Raw genomic sequence first — 21,285 nt, 5'->3', positions numbered from 1 at the left:
TATGCAAATGAGGCATAGTTTAAACCTAAATTAACTGGCTTCGAAACCCATATTTAGAGTGAGCATAATTACGAAATAAGATTTTTCTAGAGGCTTCTATGGCAGCTGCAGAATTGCAAAAAAAAGGCTTTATCACTACTTCGATTGATCAAGTAGTAGGGTGGGCACGTAGTGGTTCAATGTGGCCAATGACATTTGGTCTGGCCTGTTGTGCTGTGGAAATGATGCATGTTGGTGCTTCTCGCTATGATTTAGACCGTTTTGGTATAATTTTCAGACCTAGTCCGCGCCAATCAGACGTAATGATTGTTGCTGGTACATTATGTAATAAGATGGCGCCAGCTTTGCGTAGGGTTTATGATCAAATGCCTGAGCCTAGATGGGTTATTTCTATGGGTTCCTGTGCGAATGGTGGTGGTTACTATCACTACTCTTATTCAGTTGTCCGCGGCTGTGACAGAATTGTACCTGTAGATGTTTATGTACCCGGATGCCCGCCTACAGCAGAAGCACTTTTATATGGCATAATCCAGCTTCAAAACAAAATTAGGCATAAATCTGTAATTGAAGTTTAGATTAGGATAGTAAAATCAGATGACAAAATTAGCAACGTTGGCGGAAAATATTAAAAGGGAATTAGAGGATAAAATAGCTTCAATTTCCCTAGAATTTGGTGAAATTACGCTAGAAGCAGATGTAGCTAACCTTAAATTTGTCCTAAGCAGCTTAAAAACAAATGAATTATTTGCATTTGATGAGCTTATGGATCTATGCGCTGTGGACTATCTGCATTATGGCTTATATGACTGGGAAACTCACGAAGCAACCGAATATGGTTTTTCTCGAGGTGTAGAGCGATTTGAATCAAGAGCATACATTATGGATAAACCTAGATTTGCCGTGGTTTATCATTTACTTTCAACATCACTCAATCATCGTGTTCGCTTAAAAGTTTTTGTAGATGAGCAGTATTTAGTTGTTCCTTCAGTACATGATATATGGAAAGGGGCAAATTGGTTTGAGCGTGAAGCCTATGATTTATATGGTATTTTATTTGAAAATCATCCCGACTTAAGGCGCATCCTTACTGATTATGGTTTTATTGGTCACCCATTTAGAAAAGATTTTCCACTTAGCGGTCATGTACAAATGCGTTATGATGCCCATACGCAAAAAGTGATTTATGAGCCTGTTGACCTTGAGCCACGTGTTCTTGTTCCTAAGGTAATACGTAATGATAATCGCTATTATGATGTAAAAGGGGTGGTTAATGATTGAACTTAAAAATTATACGCTCAATTTTGGGCCACAACATCCTGCTGCGCATGGCGTTTTACGTTTGGTTTTAGAGTTAGAAGGTGAAACTATCGTACGTGCTGACCCGCATATTGGTCTATTGCATCGCGCTACAGAAAAACTTGCTGAGACTAAACCATATTTACAGAATATTGGTTACATGGACAGATTAGATTACGTCTCAATGATGTGTAATGAACATGGTTATATTCTGGCGATTGAAAAATTGCTAGGGGTCGAGCCTCCTATACGGGCACAATATATTCGCACTATGTATGACGAGGTAACAAGAATATTAAATCACTTGTTATGGGTTGGTGCAAATGCACTAGATATCGGCGCTATGTCGGTCTTTTTATATTGTTTCCGTGAAAGAGAAGATTTATTTGATTGTTATGAAGCTGTATCAGGTGCACGTATGCATGCCAAATACTATCGACCTGGTGGGGTTGCTCGTGATTTACCGGATTCAATGCCAAAATATAAGCCTTCTCGTTGGCATAGTGAACGAGAAGTAGACAAAATGAATGAGGAACGGGAAGGTAGTTTATTAGACTTCCTATGGGCTTTTACTGAACGCTTTCCTAAGCGTGTAGATGAGTATGAAGCACTATTAACTGACAATCGAATTTGGAAGCAACGCACAGTTGATATAGGTATTGTTTCTCCTGAGGATGCAAAACAATGGGGTTTTACTGGCCCAATGTTAAGAGGTTCAGGCGTTGCTTGGGATTTACGTAAAAAACAACCGTATGCTGCTTATGATAAAGTAGACTTTGATATTCCTATAGGTAAAACGGGCGATTGCTACGATCGTTATTTAGTGCGAATTGAAGAGCTTCGCCAATCAAATCGTATTATACGGCAATGCATAGAATGGTTAAAAGCAAACCCAGGCCCTGTGCGAGTGAACGATCACAAGATAACGCCGCCAAAACGAGCTGAAATGAAGCATGATATGGAGGCCTTAATTCACCATTTTAAACTCTTTACCGAGGGTTTTTGTTTGCCTCAGGGCGAAGTTTATGCAGCAGTGGAAGCACCTAAGGGCGAGTTTGGGGTTTATTTAGTATCAGATGGGGCTAATAAGCCTTACCGTATAAAAATTCGAGCGCCTGGATTTACCCATTTGTCGGCTTATGACGAAATGGTAAGAGGTCACCTATTAGCAGACGGCGTAGCAATTTTAGCAAGCCAAGATATTGTATTTGGTGAGATAGATCGATAATTAAAGTCTGTAAGTTTAAGTTTTAATAGTATAAAAGTAGAAAGGTAAAACTAATTTCTAGTAAAGGCATTTGCATTTAAATAGTTAATGTTTGTGTTCAGCTCAAATGATTCGAGCTAGCTCGATAAGTTAAGTCATTTTGATTTTTAAATATGAGCTATGTACTAAGGAATTTAATAAGAAAATTGCCAAGAGCTTTTTATACAAAAAATTGGAAATTAACTGTAGTGTTTAATATTGGCTTAAGTAGCCAACCACTAAGTTAACTATTTTTAAGGTTAAAGTATGTCTCAGAATTCAGCAAAATTACTTTGTCAGCTTTTAACTCCTGAGCGAATAGCAGAAATTGATAGTTGGATCGCTAAGTATCCTCCTGATGAAAAGCAATCTGCCGTGATGAGTGCGTTACATATTGTGCAAGATCAGCATGGCTATTTGACGCCGGAGTTAATGGATGCTGTTGCTGATTATTTAGATATGCCTGCTATTGCAGTTTATGAAGTTGCTACGTTTTATACAATGTATGAACATAAGCCTACTGCACGCAATATAGTTAATGTCTGCACTAATATCTCTTGTCAGTTAAGGGGTTCTGCTGATGTTGTAGATTATTTGCAAAAAAAGCTTGGCATAAACTTAGGCCAAGTGACGCCAGATAAACGCTTTACTATTCGCTCCGTGGAATGCTTAGGTGCTTGTATAAATGCGCCCATGATGCAAATTAATAAAGATTATCACGAAAACTTGACCAACGATAAAATTGATCAAGTTTTAGAACAATATTCGTGAATGAGGTCGTAGCTATGATTCAACTAAATCAAGTGTGTTACCGAACGCTTCATCTTAAAGAGCCATGGACGCTAAAATCCTATGAAAGCTTAGGTGGATATAGCGCTTGGAGGCGTATCTTAGCTGAGCAAACTCCGCCTCAACAAATTATTGATGAATTAAAAACATCGGCGTTGCGAGGTCGAGGTGGTGCAGGATTCCCTACAGGGCTTAAGTGGAGCTTTATGAACCGCAATGCGCCTATACAAAAGTATGTGGTTTGTAATTCTGACGAAGGTGAGCCAGGTACCTGTAAAGATAGAGATATTCTTCTTTATAACCCGCATCAATTAATCGAAGGTATGGCTATTGCAGGTTATGTCATGGGAGCCACAGTTGGTTATAATTACATTCGCGGCGAATTTTGGTTGCCTTTTCAACACTGTGAGCTTGCTTTAAAAGAAGCCTATGAGGCTGGTTTGCTAGGCAAAAATATCCTAGGCAGCGGCGTTGATTTTGATTTGTATAATCATTTGGGTGCTGGCGCTTATATATGTGGTGAAGAGACGGCCTTGCTAAATTCGCTTGAAGGCCGTAAAGGCTTTCCACGCTTTAAACCACCTTTTCCTGCTAATTATGGTTTGTATGGTAAACCGACCACAATCAACAATACCGAAACATTTGCTTCGGTTCCCGTTATCTTAGAAAAGGGTGGCGAGTGGTTTTTAAAATTAGGCAAACCAAATAATGGTGGCACTAAATGCTTTAGTGTGAGCGGGCATGTTAATAAGCCTGGAAACTTTGAAATTCCACTAGGTACACCTTTTCAAACATTGTTAGAGCTAGCAGGTGGTATGCTTAATGGTAATCGCATTAAAGCAGTCATTCCTGGCGGCACATCCATGAAAGTATTACCAGGGGATGTTATGATGGGGCTTGACATGGATTACGACTCAATCCAGAAAGCAGGCTCAGGGCTAGGTTCAGGCGCTGTTATTATTATGGATGAAACCACGTGCATGGTTGATGCCCTCTATCGCATTTCTGAATTTTATATGGATGAATCATGTGGCCAGTGTACTCCTTGTCGAGAAGGGACTGGTTGGATGGTTCGTTTAATTCATCGGATTCGACATGGCCATGGTGAGCCTGGGGATATCGAGAAATTAGTTAATGTTGCTGATAAGATTGAAGGTCGTACGATTTGTGCATTAGGTGAAGCAGCGGCTTGGCCTGTACAAAGCTTTGTGAAGCATTTTTATCAAGAGTTTGATTACTTCATTAAGCATAAACGCTCAATCATTGCAGCATAATTGATAAGGTTTAAGAATGGCTACTATTGAAATTGACGGAAAAACGCTAGAAGCGGAAAACGGTAAAATGATTATTGAGGTTGCCGATGATGCAGGCATTTATATTCCTCGTTTTTGCTACCATAAAAAATTGTCAGTAGCTGCAAACTGTCGGATGTGTTTAGTTGAAGTAGAAAATGGCCGCAAGCCAGTTCCGGCTTGTGCTACACCTATTACCAATGGCATGAAGGTATTTACTAAATCACCTGAAGCAGTTCGTTCGCAGCAGGCGGTGATGGAGTTTTTGTTAATTAATCATCCACTTGATTGCCCTATTTGCGATCAAGGCGGTGAATGTGAGCTACAAGATATTTCACTAGGCTTTGGTTATTCGAATTCAGAGTATGAAGAAAGTAAACGTGCTGTGGTTGATGATGACTTAGGTACTTTAATTGCAACTGAAATGACGCGTTGTATTCATTGTACGCGTTGTGTGCGTTTTGGTACTGAGATAGCTGGTGTTCGTGAGCTTGGTGCCTTAGGGCGCGGCGAAAAAATGCAAATTGGCACTTACATTAACCATAGTATGACGTCTGAAGTATCGGGAAATGTCATTGATTTGTGCCCCGTAGGTGCTCTAACTTCTAAACCCTATCGCTTTACAGCTCGTCCTTGGGAGTTAACTCAACATGATAGTGTCGCGCCACATGACTGTCTAGGTTCAAACGTACACGTACATGTAAGAAATAATCATTTAATGCGGGTTGTCCCTAAAGAAAATGAGCAAATTAATGAAATGTGGATTTCGGATAGGGATCGATTTAGCTATTTAGGATTACTGAGTCCCAATCGCGCAGCTCGGCCTTTAATCAAAAGAAATGGCCAATGGGAAGAGGTTGATTGGCCAACTGCCTTAAAATTTACCGCCGATGGTATTAGTCGCATTATAAAGCAACATGGCGCTGAGCAATTTGCCGCATTTGCATCACCTTCTGCTACCTTAGAAGAAGCTTATCTTCTACAAAAGTTAATGCGAGCATTAGGGGTTAATAATTTAGATCACAGAATTCATCAAACTGATTTTCGCGACCAAGAGCAATTACCCGTGTTGATGAACAATACATTGCCCTATGCTGAGCTTGAAAAGCAAGCACATATATTATTAATAGGCTGCAATGTTAATCGTGAAGTACCGCTAGCATTAACTCGTATTTACAAAGCTCAACAGGATGGTGCGAAAGTTTACTCGATTAATCCAGTGGATTATGATTTTCCTTTTGATACTGAAGTTAAAGAGGTTATTTCACCTTTAGAAATACCACAGCAAATCGCTAAATTAATACTTGCAGTATCACCTAAGGCTTCGTCTCATTCTAATGAGTTAAAGCGCTTATTGATAGGTCTTGAGCCTGATGAAAGTTCACAGATTCTTGCAGATGCTTTAAAGCAACCTAAATCAGTGATTGTATTAGGCGCGCTTGCAGAAAATCACCCCCATGCAGCATTAATAAGGACATTAATTTATAATTTAGAGCAATTAACTGGGGTTAAAGTCATACAATTCACAACAGGTGCCAATGCAAAAGGCGCTCATCTAGCAGGCATGTTGCCACATCGGGGCGCAGCTGGTAAGTCAATAGAGCATCCTGGTCTAGATATTCAGTCTGCTTTAGATAATAAGCTTAAGGGGTACTTTTTACTTGGCCTTGAGCCTAGTTTTGATTTTGAAAATTCCTACGGCGCTCGTCAGTCTATGCTCGGAGCTGAATTTGTTGTGATGTTGTCAGCATTTAATAATGAATCGATGCGAGATTACGCAAATGTTATACTGCCTGTGGCGCCCTATACCGAAACATCAGGTACCTACATCAATATTGATAACACATGGCAGTCAGTGCAAGGTTCCTATAAGCCTTTTGCCGAAGCAAGACCTGCTTGGAAGGTATTGCGGGTTTTAGGCAATTTACTGCATTGCGATGAGTTTGAATACACATCGTCTGAGGAAGTACTTACAGAAGTGAAGTCAGCATTTAATATGATGAGTGAAATAAAGTATCAGCCTTATTATCCTGAATCCTTACCAGTGTTAAATCAACAATTAGTTAGGGTTGGAGAATGGCCACTTTACCGTATTGATTCTATTGTACGTCATGCAGAGGAGTTACAAGTATGTGCTGCAGCAGACGTTGCTTGTATAAGAATGCACCCCGATACAGCAAATCGTTTGAAATTAGATGATGTTGCTACTGTTTCTCAAGGAAATATTGAGATAACATTGCCACTTAAACGCGATGAACGAATAGCTTTAGAAGTAGTATGGGTCACAAATGCAATGCCTGAGACAGCAGATTTAGGTCATTCATTTGCAGCAATCACTATTAAGCGCTAAATAGGTAAGAATAAACTATGCTTCATGATATTAGCATTTTGCTTTGGATTATTATTAAAATCCTAGTTATTGTAATACCACTATTGATTGTTGTGGCTTATTTAACTTATGCAGAGCGAAAAGTTATTGGTTATATCCAAGCGCGAGTTGGGCCTAATCGAGTTGGTTTCAAAGGTTTATTACAACCCTTTGCGGATTTAATTAAACTGCTTCATAAAGAAATTATTGTCCCAAATAAGTCTAATAAATACTTATTTATTGTTGCTCCCTTATTTGCATTGGCACCCGCACTTGCTGGATGGGCTGTAATACCTTTTAGTCAAGGTATTGTTTTATCTAATATCAATGCTGGTGTTTTACTTATTTTTACTTTAAGTTCTTTGGCTGTTTATGGCGTATTGATTGCAGGTTGGGCATCGAATTCTAAGTATGCTATGTTTGGTTCATTACGAAGTGCCGCCCAAACAGTGTCTTATGAAATCGCGATGGGTTTCGCATTCGTAGGTGTATTGCTTGCCGCAGGCAGTATGAATTTATCGGATATTGTCCTCTCGCAGCGGGGAGGCATTTGGCATTGGTGGTTTGTGCCTTTATTTCCTCTTTTTGTTATATTTTGGATAGCAGCGCTCGCAGAAACTAATCGTGCACCTTTCGATTTAGCGGAAGGGGAATCAGAAATTGTGGCTGGATTCCATGTTGAGTATTCTGGTATTGGCTTTATGCTCTTTTTCTTATCAGAATATGCAAGCATGGTTTTAATTTCAACTGTGATTTCGCTGTTATTTTTAGGTGGTTGGTTATCGCCTTTTGAAGGTATTCCTGTGTTGGGTGATATTTTCTTTGTTGTGCCTGGGTTTGTGTGGCTATTACTAAAAATTTCTTTCTTCTTATTTGCCTATTTATGGATACGTGCCACGCTTCCTCGCTATCGATATGATCAATTAATGCGTTTGGGCTGGAAAGTTTTAATTCCGGTAACTATCGTTTGGGTTATTGTTACTGCTTTAATGGTATTGGCACAGCTAAAACCGTGGTTTAATTAGTAACTGAGTAAATTAATGAAAAATATATACCGAACTATAAGACACTATTTGCGAAGCTTTCTCCTAATAGATATTTTGGCAGGCTTAAAATTAACAGGAAGGCACTTTTTAAAGAAAAAAGTTACTGTTCAATTTCCGGAAGAAGCAACCCCAGTATCGCCTCGTTTTCGTGGTCATATGCTAGCGTTGCGACGTTACCCTAATGGGGAAGAGCGCTGTATAGCGTGCAAGTTATGTGAGGCAGTTTGCCCAGCACTTGCTATTACTATTGAATCTGAAGAGCGTGCTGATGGCTCTCGGCGTACAACTCGCTATGATATAGATGCCTTCAAATGTATCTATTGTGGTTTATGTGAAGAATCTTGCCCAGTAGATTCAATCGTCTTAACGCCTATACAGCATTATCACATTAGTGAGCGTGGGCAAAATATTATGACAAAAGAAAAGCTTTTAGCAGTGGGCGATTTAATGGAAAAACGATTAGCAGCTGATCGTGAAGCTGATAAAGATTGGCGATAATGGGGTTGTGATGAGTAATTTATTAATTCAGGTCATTTTTTACATTTTTGCGGGGTTAGCATTACTCTCAGCGATTATGGTTATTACGCAAAACAACCCGGTTCGTTGTGTTTTGTTTTTAGTAGCTACTTTTTTCGCAAGCTCTGTGCTTTGGATTTTACTTAGAGCAGAGTTTCTAGCTTTAATCTTGGTGCTAGTTTATGTTGGTGCTGTCATGACCTTATTTTTATTTGTGGTTATGATGTTGAATATTGATACAGAGTCTTTAAAATCGCATTTTGCTCGGTATTTACCATTTGGCATGATTTTAGTGGCGTTACTTGTTGGCTTATTGTTAGTTGCTGTACCTGATAATTGGTTTACGAGAGGCGTTGAGCAAGCACTTGCTACGCCACAAGTTATTGATTTACATGATGCAGCGGATGTATCAGCATTGGAAAAGCGGCCTTCAAATACAGAACAAATAGGTATGGTTCTTTATACAGATTATATTTTGGCTTTTGAATTAGCGGCAGTACTGTTATTGGTCGCCATTATTTCAGCCATTACTTTGGCACACCGTGGCATTGTACGTTCAAAAAGGCAGGATATTAAAAAACAAATTATGACTCGGCGTGAAGATAGAGTTAGTCTTATTTCGCTAAAATCTGAAAAATAAGTACCAGGAAAATTCATGATACCAGTTAATCACTATCTAATCTTAGCTGCCCTTTTATTCGGTCTAAGTTTAGTCGGCATTATGCTAAATCGAAAGAATATTATTTTATTACTTGTCTGTGTTGAGCTTATGCTTTTAGCAGTTAATACAAATTTCATCGCTTTTTCACATTACTATGGTGAAGTCACTGGACAAGTGTTTGTTTTCTTTATTTTAACGGTTGCTGCTGCTGAGGCTGCAATTGGTTTAGCTATTGTGGTGTTGCTCTATCGAAATCGCGGCAACATTGATGTTGATAAAATGAATCATTTAAAAGGTTAATAACGTGCATATTCAACAGCTATGTCTTTTACTTGTTCTTGCTCCGCTTATTGGCTCGATTATTTCTGGATTTTTTCGTAATCAAATTGGTCGGGTTGGGGCTCATAGTGTAACTATTGCCCTAGTAGGGCTGTCTTTTGTTTTATCGGTTATTGTAGCGACAGACATTTTTACAGGTGACGCAGCTGATTTAAATGTTAATTTATATACCTGGGCAAGTGGAGGTACACTTTTTCCTTATTCGTTTCATATTGGCTTTCTTATTGACCCCTTAACCGCGGTAATGCTAGTTGTTGTAACCTTTGTTTCGTTGCTTGTGCATATTTATAGTATTGGCTATATGGCTGATGATGATGGGTATCAACGTTTTTTTAGCTACATTTCTCTTTTCACTTTCATGATGCTAATGTTAGTGACAGCTAATAATTTTCTACAGCTCTTTTTTGGTTGGGAGGGCGTAGGCCTTGTGTCTTATTTGCTTATTGGTTTTTGGTATACCAAAGAATCAGCACTTGAAGGTAATTTAAAAGCTTTCTTAGTCAATCGTGTAGGCGATTTTGGGTTTATTTTAGGAATAGGTTTAATTCTTGCTTATACAGGTAGCCTTGATTATGACACTGTTTTTAGAAGCGCACAGTTTCTAGCAGGTCAATCCATTCAGCTTTATAGCGGTTACAGTTGGTCGTTATTAACCGTAATATGTATTTTATTATTTATTGGTGCTATGGGTAAGTCAGCACAGGTGCCCTTACATGTTTGGTTACCAGAATCAATGGAAGGTCCTACGCCAATCTCTGCTTTGATCCATGCGGCTACTATGGTGACAGCAGGGGTATTTATGGTTGCTCGTATTTCACCAATGATTGAATTCTCGAATACAGCGCTAAGTTTTGTTCTAGTTATTGGGGCTACTGGCGCATTGTTTACTGGAATTCTGGCGTTAGTTATGAATGATATTAAGCGAGTTGTCGCTTACTCTACTTTGTCACAGCTAGGCTATATGATGGTGGCTATGGGTGCTTCAGCCTACAGTGCTGGCATATTCCACCTATTAACTCATGCTTGTTTCAAAGCATTATTATTTTTAGGTGCAGGCTCTGTCATTATTGGCATGCATCATGAGCAAGATATGCGTAAAATGGGTGGCTTATGGCGTAAAATGCCAATCACTTATGTTACTTTTATTATTGGTAGCCTTGCTTTGTGTGCTGTGCCACCTTTTGCTGGCTTCTATTCTAAGGACACAATTATTGAAGCGGCAAAACTAGCTACTATTCCAGGCGCGCGCTATGCTTATTTTTGTGTTGCTTTAGGCGCAATGGTCACCGCTCTCTATACTTTCCGTGCCTTATTTATGACATTCCATGGTAAGCCGCGCATGGATGAGCATACTTGGTCACACGTACATGAATCACCTGCGGTTGTTTGGCTACCCTTAGTTATCTTAGCTATTCCGTCAGTTATCATTGGGTATATATTATATATGCCTATGTTGTTTGGAAATCCTTCACTGTTAGCGAAATCATTATTTGTTTTACCTGAGCATAATGTATTAGCAGAGTTAGCCCATGAAGTGTCATCACCCTTCATGAGTGCGCTTCATTCGCCTTTATCACTTACTTTTTGGGTAACACTAGCTGGTATTTTCTTAGCCTGGCTATGCTATATGGCATTCCCTCAAGTTCCTGCCATTCTAGCAACAAAGTTTTCAGGAATTTATAAGCTTTTATTAAATAAATATGGGTTTGATACCTTTAATGATAAAGTTTTTGTGCGCGGATCTAAGGCCTTAGGACGTCTACTTTATCGTCGAGGCGATCAAGCATTAATTGATGGGTTTTTTGTTAACGGAACTGGTCGTATGGTTCGCTGGGTTGCTGGAAAAGGACGCATGTTACAAAGTGGGTATCTTTATCATTATGCTACCGTAATGGTATTGGGTCTGTTTGTCTTTTTATGCTGGTTATTGCTCGGCTAATAGAAGGTGGGGAAATGCATCATTTGCTTAATTTATTAATCTGGTTACCTATTATTGGCGGAATATTTGTATTTCTGACTGGTGATGATAAAAACCCAAATAACTCTCGCTTTTTAGCGCTATTTACTATTTTGCTAACTTTAATAATTTGTGTTCCTTTAGTTTTAGGATTTAATCCTAATCTGGCTGGTATGCAATATGTTGAGGAGCTAGCGTGGATGCCGGCATTAGGTATTAATTATAGTCTAGGTATTGATGGCTTATCTTTATTATTAATTGTACTTAGTGTTTTTACCAATTTAATAGTTGTTTTAGCAACATGGGATAGTATCCATAAACGCATTGGCCAATACATGGCGTCTTTTCTAATTATGCAAGGCTTATTAGTTGGAATATTTTCAGCAACTGATGCCATTGTGTTTTATATCTTTTTTGAAGCAACATTGATACCGATGTATCTAATTATTGGTATTTGGGGCTCAGATAATCGAGTTTATGCTGCAATAAAATTCTTTCTCTATACCTTTTTAGGTTCTGTTTTAATGCTAGCCTCGTTTCTTTACTTAGGATTCCAAGTAGGCTCGTTTAAAATTGAAATGTTATACGCTGCTAAATTAACTATGACAGCTCAGACATTAATTTTTATTGCTTTTTTCTTTGGCTTTGCAATTAAAATTCCTATGTTTCCCGTCCATACTTGGCTGCCTGATGCTCATACTGAAGCACCTGCGGGTGGTTCAATTGTCTTAGCTGCAATTTTACTAAAATTAGGTGGTTACGGTTTTATCCGTTTTGCGCTGCCTATAGTGCCTGACGCATGCCGTTATTTTGCCCCATTAATGATTGCCTTATCTTTAATCGCGGTGGTTTATATTGGGCTGGTTGCTATTATACAGCAAGATATGAAGCGTTTAATTGCGTATTCTTCAATCTCTCATATGGGTTTTGTAACCTTAGGATGTTTTGCGATTTATGCTATTGCTGATCATTCAGGTCTAACGAACGCTGGTTTAATTCTTGAGGGTGCAATCATTGTCATGATTTCACATGCCTTTGTTTCAAGCGCTATGTTTGCTGGTGTTGGTTATATTTACGATCGCATGCATACCCGACAATTAAAAGATTTTGGTGGCATTATTAATACCATGCCAATCTTTGCCTCCTTCTTTATGCTGTTTGCTATGGCAAATGCTGGCTTGCCTGGAACCTCGGGCTTTGTTGGCGAGTTTATGATTATTCTTGGTAGTATGAAGGCTAATTTTTGGGTGGCTTTTTGGGCAGCAACCACCTTAATTATCGGGGCCGCTTATACGCTATGGATGTATAAACGTGTGATCTTTGGTAAAATTGCGAATGATAAAGTCGCCTCTCTTAAAGATATATCAGGTTTTGAATTAAGTGCGTATGTTCTATTGGCATTAATGGTTCTGGCGATGGGTATCTACCCAAAACCAATGCTTGACTACGTGCATCAATCTGTTAGCTATACGCTAGCGCAAGCTGATAAATCTAAATTATAATAACAGGTTAATTACATGATCCCATTACTTGATAACCTTAGTTTTGCTCTTCCAGAAATAATCCTTTTAGTTACATTAACTATTGCTTTGCTCGCGGATTTATTTTTTAGGCATCACTATAAAAACATAACTTTATCTATAAGCTTAATTGGGCTTGCTCTAGCAGGGCTGACAAGTTTTATGTTACTTGGGAATTTTAAAGTCCTTATTTTAAATGGTTTATTTATTAGTGATGATATTGCGCAATTGATGAAGATTTTTATTACCCTCAGTGCCTTTATCTGCTTTGCTTACTCAAGTGAATATATTGATGAGCGTCAAATGCCTTCTGGCGATTATTATATTTTAGGGTTATCTTCAACTTTAGGAATGATGATACTCGTTTCGGCGCATTCTTTGTTAACGATTTATTTAGGCCTAGAATTATTGTCCTTGCCTCTTTATGCCATGACTGCGATAAGACGAACTAATAGTGATGCTGCAGAGGCGGCATTGAAATACTTTATCATGGGCGCAATTGCATCTGGTATGTTGCTTTATGGATTCTCTCTACTTTATGGAGCTACAGGTAAATTAGACCTAACAGATATGGCTAATGCTATTGCAGTCAATTGGGATAAGCAAAATATGCTTATATCCTTCGCTTTAGTGTTTGTTTTAGTTGGCGTTGGCTTTAAACTCGCCGCGGTACCCTTCCATATGTGGGCTCCAGACGTGTATCAAGGCGCGCCATCTTCAGTAACTTTATTTATTAGTTCGGCACCTAAAATAGCGGCACTAGGTATGGCGCTAAGGCTTTTGACGATTGGCTTAATCAAATTTGCGCCGCAGTGGCAGCAATTGCTCTTAGCTATGACGTTATTATCAACAGCGATAGGTAATTTTGTTGCTGTGAACCAAACCAATATTAAGCGGCTTCTTGCCTATTCAGCAGTTGCGCATGTTGGCTATGCTTTATTTGGAATTTTGGCTGGTAGCGCGGCAGGGTACGCTGCTGCAACTTATTATATTCTTGTTTATTCATTAATGACAGTTGCGGCATTTGGCTTTATTGTTTTACTTTCCAGAAATGGCTATGAAATTGAGGAAGTTAATGATTTAAGGGGCTTAAATAAGCGTAACCCGTGGTTAGCTTTTATGATGTTAATTGTCATGTTTTCTATGGCTGGCGTTCCTCCAACGGTCGGCTTTTTTACGAAACTATTAGTTTTGAAAGCGCTCATCGATGTTGGTATGACATGGGTTGCCGTACTAGGATTAATTTTTGCGGTGGTAGGAGCTTACTATTATATTCGAATCGTTAAAATCATGTATTTTGATGATGCAGCTGAGTTTTCAGAAGTAACCTTACCCATGTCGTCTACTTTACTTTACTCTGCAAACTGCTTATCTCTCTTATTTTTAGGCATATTTCCATCAGGATTGATTAATGCTTGTGTTAATGCATTCACTAGTTAGGAAATAATAAAAAAATACTTGCTATATTTCAGAGGCATGCTTATAATTGCCTCAGTTGATGCGGGGTGGAGCAGCCTGGTAGCTCGTCGGGCTCATAACCCGAAGGTCGTAGGTTCAAATCCTGCCCCCGCTACCACTATTGAAAGCCCCATTTATGGGGTTTTTTATTATGCATAAGTTAGATAGATGCATCGGGTAAAAGTTAGTTCTTTTTTAGCTTTGCTTAAGTATTAATTTAAGCAGTGCTTTGCTAGGGTAATTGCAACTTAAGAATTAAAGTTTAGAAAAAGTTCTATTCTATAATTGATAATTAGCCAATAGGCCATCTTCCTTGAATTTTTAGAATTAATCGAAGTTTTAACTTTTGGATAAATTATCCAATAAATACTTTGTAAATTGAGTACGTTATGATTAGAAAGGATATTCAGGAGCTGATAGAGCCTTTAGTAAACCAGTTGGGTTACGTTTTATGGGGTTGTGAATATTTATTGCAGGGTAAGCATTCATTATTAAGAATCTATATTGATAAGGAAAATGGGGTTAACATAACTGATTGTGAGCGTGTCAGCAGACAGGTAAGTGCACTTTTAGATGTTGAAGATCCGATCCAAGGGCATTATAGCTTAGAGATTTCATCGCCTGGTATTCCACGGCCTTTATTTGATAGAGAACATTATCGACAATATATAGGTAGCGATGTGATGTTAAAACTCCATAAGCCTATCAATGGTAAGCGTAAAATTAAAGGAATTATCCAATCTGTAACTAATGATGCGTTTACCCTAAAGGTTAATGATGAGCAATACGAAGTGCAATTTTCCCAGATTGTAAAAGCAAATTTGATAGGCGAGTGAGGCCAAGAATGAGTAAAGAAATGCTATTAATTGCTAAGGCATTATCCAATGAAAAAGGGGTAAGCGAAGAGGTAGTATTACAAGCTATTCAGTCCGCGCTAGAATCCGCAACCCGAAAATTATCAGCAGCTGATATAGGTGTTCGGGTTAAGTTAGATCCGCGTACTGGCGATTATGAAACATTTCGTTACTGGGATGTTGTCCCTGATGATGAAGTTGAATCGACTGATAATCAAATCTCATTAAGTAATGCTAAAGAACGTTCTCCATCAATTCAAGTGGGTGATAAAATTGAAGAACCTATGCCTTCTATTGAGTTTGGTAGGATTGCTGCGCAAACTGCACGCCAAGTTATTTCGCAAAAGGTTCGTGAAGCTGAAAGACAACAAGTTGTTGATCAATTCAATAGTAAGCTTGGACAACTAATTTATGGTACTGTTAAAAAAGTTACACGTGACAACATTATCATTGATCTAGGCGGCAAAGCAGAAGCCTTTTTACCACGGCAAGAAATGTTGCCAAATGAAATGTTTAGACCTAATGATAGGGTTCGCGCTTATTTGTATGAAATTACGCCTCAAGTTCGTGGACCGCAGCTTTATGTAAGTCGGGTACGTAATGAAATGCTTATTGAGCTATTTCGTATTGAAGTACCTGAGATTGGTGAAAATATTATTGAAGTTAAAGCCGCTGCGCGTGAGCCGGGCGTTCGTGCCAAGATTGCTGTTAAGACCAATGATGGTCGCATTGATCCTGTAGGTGCCTGTGTTGGTATGCGTGGTGCTCGTGTACAAGCTGTTTCAAGTGAGCTAGGCGGTGAGCGTGTTGATATTATCCTTTGGGATGATAATCCTGCGCAATTGGTCATTAATGCAATGGCTCCTGCTGAAATTTCATCAATTGTAGTAGATGAAGATACTCATGCTATGGATTTAGCGGTACAAAAAGAACAATTGTCACAAGCAATTGGTCGAAATGGCCAAAATGTAAGGCTAGCAAGCCAACTTACCGGCTGGACACTAAATGTTATGACAATTGAAGAGTTTAATAATAAGAGCCAAGAAGAAACATCTAGAATTGTTAATTTATTTACTTCGTCTTTAGATATTGATGAAGAATTAGGTATGCTATTAATAGCCAATGGCTTCTCTTCACTTGAAGAAATTGCTTATGTTCCAAAAGAAGAATTGTTGGCTATTGAGGAATTTGATGAGGAAATTGTTGAAGAATTAAGGAATCGAGCTAATGATACCTTATTGACTCAAGCGCTGACTTCAGAAAGCAATCTGTCTACTGAAAGTGATTTATTAACCTTAGAGGGGATGACAGATGCAATTGCAGCTAGTTTAGCTGGCAAAGGGATTAATACGATTGAAGAATTAGCTGAGCTTTCTGTAGATGAGTTGCTAGATATTCCTGACATGTCAGAAGAAAAAGCAGGTGCATTAATTATGAAAGCACGTGAACCTTGGTTCCTTTAAAATATTAAAAGATGTACTAACATAAATAAAAACTATGCTTATATAGTTTATGAAGGCAAAGTTAATTTTAAGCTAAATGAGCATGGTACCTCATTTTGTTATCAGTTAAGAATCTTAACGGTCATCAAATTTAAGTAGTATGGCTAGCAGTCTTAACGTTGTATTATTACTGTATAGCAGTAATAGTTAATTAGAGGTTAAAAGTAAACTAACAATAAACAGATTAAGGATTTATCTTTAAACATTAATTGAATGATTAAATTATTTTTTTAAGCAAGTTATAGGCTTATGCCATAATAAAATGCAAAGAGTATGAACAAAGGCGATGTAATAATTGCTGAACGAGGATTATGAATATGGCGGATGTAACGGTTAAACAATTGGCGCAAGTTGTGGGAATTCCAGTTGAGCGTTTATTGAACCAGTTGCAGGAAGCGGGGCTATCTTTTACTACTGCTGTCCAAACAGTAAATGAAGACCAAAAGCGAATCTTGCTAAATCATTTAAAAAATAGTGGGAAGCGCGATGCCCGTGCTACTCCTGAGCGGTTTACATTACAGCGTAAAAGTCTAACTCAAGTAACAGTTGGTGATATTCATAAAGCTAAAACAGTAAACGTTGAATTTAGGAAAAAAAGAACCTATGTAAAACGCTCTACATTGCAGGAACAAGCCCCACAAGAGCAACCTTTTCTTGAGGAAGATAATATACAACAGCTTAAAGAAACCGAATTGGCGGCCGACAGTGATTTAGTTACTCCTGTTACGGAAGAGGTTTTAGAGGATGCAGAAGTAGCTAATCTTAATCAAGCAGATGAAGAAGCTGCCGTAACTGATGGTGATCAAGTAGCTGAAGTACCTATTACTGAAGAAAAGACGCCAATAAGTGAAGAGGTGCAGGAACCTGACATGACTAATGAAACTAGCGAAGTTATCGCTGCTAATGAATTAGGCGTTGAAGAAGATGCGAATCTTAAATTATTTGTGAAAGATTCAGCGCTAAGTAATACAAAAGACGAAGTGGTAGAGAAACCTACTAAGAAGAAAGGTTTTGATTTTGAAGAAGGTGATAAGCCTGATAAAAAAGTTAAAAAGAAAAATAAATATCAACCTCCTCAAATCGAAGATGATGAAAATATGCAAGTTCGCTTTAAGCGTAATAAAGCGAAAAAACGCAAAGGTCATGAAAAATCTGAAAAATATCGCGAAGCAGAAGAGGCATTAACACATGGGTTTGCAATGCCAACTTCACCTGTAATTCGTGATGTTGTTATACCGGAAACAATTACTGTTGCTGAACTTGCAAAACGTATGTCTGTTAAAGCTGCGGAAGTAATCAAGATTATGATGGGACTTGGAGCAATGGCAACCATTAACCAAGTTATTGATCAAGATACGGCTGTCATTGTTGTAGAAGAAATGGGGCATCGGCCAAAAGTTCTTAAAGAGGATGCAATTGAGCAAGATTTAGGTAATGCTTTATTGCAAGGCAGTAAGCAAGAACCACGTGCGCCTGTTGTTACAATCATGGGCCATGTTGACCACGGTAAAACCTCATTACTTGATTACATTCGACGAACCAAGGTCGCGGCGGGTGAAGCAGGCGGTATTACGCAGCATATAGGTGCATACCATGTTAGTACTCCTAAAGGCAATATTACGTTTTTAGATACACCTGGGCATGCGGCATTTACAGCAATGCGAGCTCGGGGAGCACAGGCAACTGATATCGTAATTTTAATAGTAGCTGGCGACGATGGCGTTAAGCCACAAACAATTGAAGCAGTACAACACGCTAAGGCTGCTAAGGTTCCTATCATTGTTGCTATTAATAAAATGGATAAAGCTGACGTAGATCCTGAGCGCGTCATGAATGAGCTGTCTAGTTATGAAGTTATCCCTGAGCCTTGGGGTGGTGACACCATGTTTGTCAATATTTCTGCTAAAACAGGAATGGGTGTTGATGAGTTACTAGATTCTGTTTTATTACAAGCAGAAGTTTTAGAATTAAAAGCTCATACTGATGGCGCTGCTCGAGGTGTGGTGATTGAATCGAGGCTTGATAAAGGTCGTGGGCCAGTGGCTACTGTATTAGTACAAAATGGTACCTTACATAAAGGAGATATCCTATTAGCTGGCTTTCAATACGGTCGTGTTAAAGCATTGGTTAGTGATAACGGTTCTCAAATTGAAAGTGCTGGACCATCTATTCCCGTTGAAGTACTCGGCTTATCTGCGATTCCACATGCAGGTGATGAAGCAGTGGTTGTAGCTGATGAAAAGAAGGCTCGGGAAGTCGCTTTATTCCGTCAAGGAAAATTCCGTGATGTGAAGTTAGCACGCCGCCAAAAATCTAGTATTGAAGGCATCTTTGAAAATATGGCGTTAGCTGAAGCCAAAGTCCTGGGCATTGTACTTAAAGCAGACGTACAGGGTTCTGTTGAAGCGATTGCTGATGCCTTAGTGAAATTATCAACTGATGAAGTAAAGGTACAAATTATCGCAAGCGGTGTTGGTGGAATTACAGAGTCTGACGTGCATCTGGCTATTGCTTCAAATGCAATTTTAGTCGGCTTTAATGTACGAGCCGACGGTGGCGCTAAACGTTTAGCTGAGCAAGAATCAGTTGCATTACACTATTTTAGTGTTATTTATGATATCGTTGACCAAGTTAAAAGTGCTCTATCCGGCATGTTAGCACCACAATTTAAAGAAGAGATTATTGGTATTGCAGAAGTAAGAGATGTGTTCCGCTCGCCAAAATTAGGTGCTATTGCAGGTTGTATGGTTATTGAAGGAGCAATTAAGCGCAATAATCCTATTCGTGTTTTACGTAATAACGTAGTTATCTATGAGGGCACCTTAGAATCTTTACGTCGTTTTAAAGATGATGTGGTTGAAGTTAAACAAGGATTTGAATGTGGTATTGGTGTTAAAAACTATAACGATGTTAAAGCTGGCGATTTAATCGAAGTATTTGAAACAGTAGAAATTAAGCGAGATTTATGAGTAATAATTTCAAGCGTACGGATCGAATAGCAGAAATGATCCAACGCAAGCTATCACAAATTATTCAACAAGAAATTAAAGATCCGCGTATGCCTGCTTTTGTAACTATTTCTGCAGTAAAAGTTTCTGCAGACTTAGGGCATGCGAAGGTTTATTTTACTGTTTTAAACAGTGATATCGAGCAAACTGCACAAATTCTAAATACAGCCGCAAGTTATTTAAGAACAGCTTTAGCACGGACAATAACTTTACGTACAGTCCCTCAGTTACACTTTGTTTATGATGAATCATTAGAGTATGGCCGCCGATTAAGTAAACTCATTGATGATGTGAATCCATCACCTGATCAAAATCATGAGTCTGACTGAACATAAAGCAAACGTAAATGGAATCTTACTTTTAAATAAGCCGCAAGGAATTACCTCTAATGGCGCTTTGCAAAAAGTAAAGCGCCTTTTTAAGGCTAAAAAGGCTGGACACACGGGTAGCTTAGATCCTTTAGCTACTGGTATGCTACCAATCTGCTTTGGTGAAGCGACCAAATTTTGTCATTATTTACTCAATGATGATAAATCCTATGTAGCAACAGGCATGTTAGGTGTAAAAACTGATACAGGCGATGTATTAGGTAACATCATTGCTAAAGTGGATAAGTTTCAGGTTGAAAAGTACGCATTGCAGGAAGTGATAAGCCATTTTATTGGCCAAACAATGCAAGTACCTACCATGTTTTCTGCATTAAAATTTAAAGGCCAGCCTCTTTATAAACTTGCACGGGCAGGTATAACTATTGAACGTGCGGCCCGGCCAATCAATATCCATTCAATAGAGCTGCTTTCTTTCGATGGCCAGCAATTTACTGTGAAAGTCCATTGTGGCAAAGGGACCTACATACGTAATTTAGTGGAGGATATAGGTGAGCAGTTAGGTGTGCATGCGCATATGACCCAATTACATAGGGTATATGTCAATCATTTTAAAGATAAGCCCATGTATGAACTTGCTGAATTAAATGAATTAACTTCTCTAGAGTCTTACCTTATTCCTTGTGAGTATGCAGTTAATTATTTACCCATAATCACACTTAATGAGCAAGAAGAACAGCAATTACGTCAAGGAAAAGTGATCAATAAGCAGGATATAGATATAGGCAAGGAGTATGTTAGGTTGCATACACTGAATCAACAATTTATAGGTTTAGGCGAAATTACGGAGCTGAAACAGCTTAAGGTTAAACGGCTCTTAGTTGCAAATATAAGCAATAATAGTGGGGCTAGTTAATTTTACAATCAATTTTAGGTGCTTGATCAATAATAACTTGCTAAATTTTAAGTTATTTAAATCTATCAGATGCAATTGGAATAAATCTAATCTTAATATTGAACAAATATTAACTATAATTAACAGCTAGTACTTGTGTCCTGGCAGAGGCCTTGCTAGAATACACGACTTTATTGAAATATACTTAGCTT

General features: G+C 38.6%; 17 protein-coding genes, 1 tRNA gene and 2 pseudogenes. All 20 read left to right on the top strand.

Annotated elements, in window-relative coordinates; all coding sequences use genetic code 11:
• The first annotated feature begins 98 nt into the window (after positions 1–98).
• The 20 genes and pseudogenes from DYE47_RS13240 to truB all read left to right on the top strand — a co-directional run bounded on the left by DYE47_RS13240 (position 99) and on the right by truB (position 21,094).
• Positions 99–575 carry a NuoB/complex I 20 kDa subunit family protein gene (locus DYE47_RS13240; protein WP_115303813.1) on the top strand — a complete coding sequence of 159 codons (477 nt, stop codon included), beginning with the start codon at positions 99–101 and terminating at the stop codon, positions 573–575.
• Between the two features lie 19 nt (positions 576–594).
• Positions 595–1,278, top strand: a complete 684-nt coding sequence (locus DYE47_RS13235; RefSeq protein ID WP_115303812.1) for an NADH-quinone oxidoreductase subunit C — start codon at positions 595–597, stop codon at positions 1,276–1,278.
• The gene (locus DYE47_RS13230) at positions 1,271–2,524 is read left to right on the top strand and encodes an NADH-quinone oxidoreductase subunit D (RefSeq protein ID WP_115303811.1); all 1,254 of its coding nucleotides are present in this window, start codon (positions 1,271–1,273) and stop codon (positions 2,522–2,524) included. Before DYE47_RS13235 ends, DYE47_RS13230 begins: the two co-directional genes overlap by 8 nt.
• 285 nt (positions 2,525–2,809) lie before the next feature.
• Positions 2,810–3,313, top strand: a complete 504-nt coding sequence (nuoE, locus tag DYE47_RS13225) for an NADH-quinone oxidoreductase subunit NuoE (RefSeq protein ID WP_115303810.1) — start codon at positions 2,810–2,812, stop codon at positions 3,311–3,313.
• A gap of 14 nt (positions 3,314–3,327) precedes the next feature.
• Positions 3,328–4,605 carry an NADH-quinone oxidoreductase subunit NuoF gene (gene nuoF, locus DYE47_RS13220; RefSeq protein WP_115303809.1) on the top strand — a complete coding sequence of 426 codons (1,278 nt, stop codon included), beginning with the start codon at positions 3,328–3,330 and terminating at the stop codon, positions 4,603–4,605.
• Positions 4,606–4,621: 16 nt separating this feature from the next.
• A complete protein-coding gene (nuoG, locus tag DYE47_RS13215) occupies positions 4,622–6,973 on the top strand; it encodes an NADH-quinone oxidoreductase subunit NuoG (RefSeq protein ID WP_115303808.1) in 2,352 nt (783 codons plus the stop codon).
• Positions 6,974–6,990: 17 nt separating this feature from the next.
• Positions 6,991–8,016: an NADH-quinone oxidoreductase subunit NuoH gene (nuoH, locus tag DYE47_RS13210; protein ID WP_115303807.1), complete on the top strand. Its 1,026-nt coding sequence runs from the start codon at positions 6,991–6,993 to the stop codon at positions 8,014–8,016.
• Between the two features lie 15 nt (positions 8,017–8,031).
• Positions 8,032–8,535, top strand: a complete 504-nt coding sequence (gene nuoI / locus DYE47_RS13205) for an NADH-quinone oxidoreductase subunit NuoI (protein ID WP_115303806.1) — start codon at positions 8,032–8,034, stop codon at positions 8,533–8,535.
• Positions 8,536–8,545: 10 nt separating this feature from the next.
• On the top strand, positions 8,546–9,193 hold the full coding sequence (locus tag DYE47_RS13200; RefSeq protein WP_115303805.1) for an NADH-quinone oxidoreductase subunit J: 648 nt from the start codon (positions 8,546–8,548) through the stop codon (positions 9,191–9,193).
• A 15-nt stretch (positions 9,194–9,208) separates the two neighbouring features.
• Positions 9,209–9,514 carry an NADH-quinone oxidoreductase subunit NuoK gene (nuoK, locus tag DYE47_RS13195; protein WP_115303804.1) on the top strand — a complete coding sequence of 102 codons (306 nt, stop codon included), beginning with the start codon at positions 9,209–9,211 and terminating at the stop codon, positions 9,512–9,514.
• A gap of 4 nt (positions 9,515–9,518) precedes the next feature.
• Positions 9,519–11,492 (top strand): NADH-quinone oxidoreductase subunit L, encoded by a 1,974-nt coding sequence (gene nuoL, locus DYE47_RS13190; RefSeq protein ID WP_115303803.1) that lies wholly within the window; start codon positions 9,519–9,521, stop codon positions 11,490–11,492.
• Positions 11,493–11,506: 14 nt separating this feature from the next.
• Entirely contained in the window at positions 11,507–13,012 is a 1,506-nt protein-coding gene (locus DYE47_RS13185) for an NADH-quinone oxidoreductase subunit M (RefSeq protein ID WP_115303802.1), read from the top strand.
• A 15-nt stretch (positions 13,013–13,027) separates the two neighbouring features.
• Positions 13,028–14,470 carry an NADH-quinone oxidoreductase subunit NuoN gene (gene nuoN / locus DYE47_RS13180; protein WP_115303801.1) on the top strand — a complete coding sequence of 481 codons (1,443 nt, stop codon included), beginning with the start codon at positions 13,028–13,030 and terminating at the stop codon, positions 14,468–14,470.
• A gap of 59 nt (positions 14,471–14,529) precedes the next feature.
• A tRNA-Met gene (locus DYE47_RS13175) sits at positions 14,530–14,606 on the top strand.
• Between the two features lie 271 nt (positions 14,607–14,877).
• On the top strand, positions 14,878–15,324 hold the full coding sequence (rimP, locus tag DYE47_RS13170; RefSeq protein ID WP_115303800.1) for a ribosome maturation factor RimP: 447 nt from the start codon (positions 14,878–14,880) through the stop codon (positions 15,322–15,324).
• Between the two features lie 8 nt (positions 15,325–15,332).
• Positions 15,333–16,805, top strand: coding sequence for a transcription termination factor NusA (gene nusA, locus DYE47_RS13165; protein ID WP_115303799.1), 1,473 nt, complete (start codon positions 15,333–15,335; stop codon positions 16,803–16,805).
• Positions 16,806–17,161: 356 nt separating this feature from the next.
• Positions 17,162–17,579, top strand: a pseudogene (locus DYE47_RS16630) (translation initiation factor IF-2 associated domain-containing protein); the annotation flags it as partial.
• Between the two features lie 236 nt (positions 17,580–17,815).
• Positions 17,816–19,813 (top strand): annotated as a pseudogene (gene infB, locus DYE47_RS13160) (translation initiation factor IF-2); the annotation flags it as partial.
• Positions 19,810–20,181: a 30S ribosome-binding factor RbfA gene (rbfA, locus tag DYE47_RS13155; protein WP_115303797.1), complete on the top strand. Its 372-nt coding sequence runs from the start codon at positions 19,810–19,812 to the stop codon at positions 20,179–20,181. The pseudogene infB and the gene rbfA, both read left to right, overlap by 4 nt.
• A complete protein-coding gene (gene truB, locus DYE47_RS13150; protein ID WP_115303796.1) occupies positions 20,168–21,094 on the top strand; it encodes a tRNA pseudouridine(55) synthase TruB in 927 nt (308 codons plus the stop codon). The genes rbfA and truB overlap by 14 nt, the downstream gene beginning before the upstream one ends.
• The last annotated feature ends 191 nt before the right edge of the window (positions 21,095–21,285 follow it).

Origin of the sequence: Legionella beliardensis (assembly GCF_900452395.1) — a bacterium.
Taxonomy (GTDB): Bacteria; Pseudomonadota; Gammaproteobacteria; order Legionellales; family Legionellaceae; genus Legionella_C; species Legionella_C beliardensis.
The sequence above is the reverse complement of the archived record's forward strand: the minus strand, read 5'-3'. Positions and strand labels throughout refer to the sequence as shown.

Excerpts from the sequence above, each read along its gene's own strand:
- truB (WP_115303796.1), top strand. The coding sequence starts at position 20,168 with ATGAGTCTGACTGAACATAAAGCAAACGTAAATGGAATCTTACTTTTA.
- nuoG (WP_115303808.1), top strand. The coding sequence starts at position 4,622 with ATGGCTACTATTGAAATTGACGGAAAAACGCTAGAAGCGGAAAACGGT.
- nuoK (WP_115303804.1), top strand. The coding sequence starts at position 9,209 with ATGATACCAGTTAATCACTATCTAATCTTAGCTGCCCTTTTATTCGGT.
- rbfA (WP_115303797.1), top strand. The coding sequence starts at position 19,810 with ATGAGTAATAATTTCAAGCGTACGGATCGAATAGCAGAAATGATCCAA.
- nusA (WP_115303799.1), top strand. The coding sequence starts at position 15,333 with ATGAGTAAAGAAATGCTATTAATTGCTAAGGCATTATCCAATGAAAAA.
- nuoI (WP_115303806.1), top strand. The coding sequence starts at position 8,032 with ATGAAAAATATATACCGAACTATAAGACACTATTTGCGAAGCTTTCTC.
- nuoE (WP_115303810.1), top strand. The coding sequence starts at position 2,810 with ATGTCTCAGAATTCAGCAAAATTACTTTGTCAGCTTTTAACTCCTGAG.
- DYE47_RS13235 (WP_115303812.1), top strand. The coding sequence starts at position 595 with ATGACAAAATTAGCAACGTTGGCGGAAAATATTAAAAGGGAATTAGAG.
- nuoN (WP_115303801.1), top strand. The coding sequence starts at position 13,028 with ATGATCCCATTACTTGATAACCTTAGTTTTGCTCTTCCAGAAATAATC.
- nuoH (WP_115303807.1), top strand. The coding sequence starts at position 6,991 with ATGCTTCATGATATTAGCATTTTGCTTTGGATTATTATTAAAATCCTA.
- nuoF (WP_115303809.1), top strand. The coding sequence starts at position 3,328 with ATGATTCAACTAAATCAAGTGTGTTACCGAACGCTTCATCTTAAAGAG.
- DYE47_RS13200 (WP_115303805.1), top strand. The coding sequence starts at position 8,546 with ATGAGTAATTTATTAATTCAGGTCATTTTTTACATTTTTGCGGGGTTA.
- DYE47_RS13230 (WP_115303811.1), top strand. The coding sequence starts at position 1,271 with ATGATTGAACTTAAAAATTATACGCTCAATTTTGGGCCACAACATCCT.
- DYE47_RS13185 (WP_115303802.1), top strand. The coding sequence starts at position 11,507 with ATGCATCATTTGCTTAATTTATTAATCTGGTTACCTATTATTGGCGGA.
- rimP (WP_115303800.1), top strand. The coding sequence starts at position 14,878 with ATGATTAGAAAGGATATTCAGGAGCTGATAGAGCCTTTAGTAAACCAG.
- DYE47_RS13240 (WP_115303813.1), top strand. The coding sequence starts at position 99 with ATGGCAGCTGCAGAATTGCAAAAAAAAGGCTTTATCACTACTTCGATT.